The sequence below is a fragment of the Hallella faecis genome (assembly GCF_018789675.1).
Lineage (GTDB): Bacteria > Bacteroidota > Bacteroidia > Bacteroidales > Bacteroidaceae > Prevotella > Prevotella faecis.
In genome coordinates this window covers 1-1779 of the sequence record NZ_JAHKBE010000119.1, presented here as the reverse complement: position 1 = coordinate 1779, position 1779 = coordinate 1, and the positions used below count along the sequence as shown (strand labels likewise).

The 1779-nt window shown below is 39.8% G+C and carries 2 protein-coding genes; both read left to right on the top strand.

What is annotated here, in order from left to right:
- The first annotated feature begins 514 nt into the window (after positions 1-514).
- Positions 515-1078, top strand: a complete 564-nt coding sequence (locus KM934_RS12700; protein WP_215760980.1) for a type IV toxin-antitoxin system AbiEi family antitoxin domain-containing protein — start codon at positions 515-517, stop codon at positions 1076-1078.
- On the top strand, positions 1075-1779 hold a 705-nt coding region (locus KM934_RS12695; RefSeq protein WP_215760979.1), incomplete at its 3' end, for a nucleotidyl transferase AbiEii/AbiGii toxin family protein. The genes KM934_RS12700 and KM934_RS12695, both read left to right, overlap by 4 nt.

The window sequence follows — 1779 nt, the reverse complement described above, 5'->3', positions numbered from 1 at the left end:
GCGCAAGCAGTATGACAAGGAAGGCGTGGAGATGAAATATGGCAGGATGGAATAAAGAGGCGATTGCTCCTTCTATGTTGCATTATAAAACAAAGAATTTATGACTTCACTTCAAGAAAGACTGTTCGCCATGCAGGATAAGCAGTATGCTGCTTTCCAAGCCAAACTGACACTGGGAGTGCCTATGGAAAGATAGTGCAAACTGAAGGCAGACAGAAAGCCATCGAGAGCTACAGAATCTCGCCCGAGCAGAAGGAATATCTGCGGACATTGAAGATGAAATAAAAGGAAAAAAAATCGGAAAAGGCAAATAACCATACATTGGAGAAAGAGACTTTTCATTATCCCGTACAAAAGTACCACAATTAGATACATTTGTGGTATTTTTGTACTAAAATAGCTACAAAACTGTTGAAAGGTATTAAAAAAGGGGTGGATTTCAAAAGATTTCCGTACAAAAGTACCACAATCAAAAACATTTGTGGTACATTTGTACCAAATTAGGAGAACTATCATGGAAGCAAAGAATTCATTCATATCATCAGCAAACGTCAAAGAACAAGGACGAACAGCTTACTACAAAATGCTGGAAGCCGTTCGCCAAGGTGAACTGATTCAGGTTTGCCGTGGCGTATATGCTAACATAGACCAATTGTCAGCAGGCATGGTTGATATTGAGTCAATTATTCCCAACGGAATCCTCTGCCTTTGGTCTGCCTGGAATATCCATCAGCTTACGACATCCATGCCGCAGGCTTATCATGTCGCCATCAAAAGGGATAGAAAACTAAAAGTTCCTTCATTCCCAAAGATAGAGCTCCATCACTTTACTTCCAACATTCTTGAAATCGGCGTGATGGAGAAAGTCATAGATGGATTTAAGGTAAAGGTATATGATGTAGAACGATGCGTATGCGATGCTGTAAAGTTTCGCAACAAGGTGGGTATTGATGTCTGTTCTGAAATCATCGACAACTATCTTTCAAGATCAGGAAGAAACATCAGCAAACTAATGGATTATGCCCGACAATTGCGTGTTGGCAATATTCTGGAAAATTATCTACAAGTGAAGCTATGAGTAAAGAACAAAATAAAAACTACGGGAAGTCTATACGTACAAAATTGCTGAGCGTTGCACGAAAGGAAAACGTCTTTAATCAGACTATCCTGACTCGGTATTTTCAAGAGAGGCTTCTCTACAGAATATCGCAGACTCATTATAGAGGAAATTTCTATCTGAAGGGAGGCGCACTCATGTATGCATACGAAAAATTTGCGGCTCGTCCAACATTGGATATCGATTTCCTTGGCAATAATATCAGCAACGAAGGCGCTTCTATAATTGCAGCATTCAGAGAAATATGTTCTGTGCCATACGAGGAAGATGGCGTAATATTTGACACGGAGCTCATTACTTCACAAAATATAACAGAGTTCAAAGACTATCATGGAATTAGGCTCAGCATTCCAGTCAAGATGGACACCATTGCCCAGGTTTTAACAATGGATATTGGTTTTGGTGATGTGGTAACACCTTCCCCAATAGATCTTGATTATCCTGTATTGCTTGAACATCTGCCGAGTGCCAATATTCTGGCCTACTCGCTTGAAACGGTTATTGCCGAAAAGATGCACGCAATTGTGGATCTTGCAGACCAAAGCAGTAGAATGAAGGATTATTATGATCTCTACAAAATCTTGCAGAATGAAAAATATAATCCTACAACACTCCAGGAAGCAATCAAACATACATTTGAAAATCGCCACACTCCTTATAAT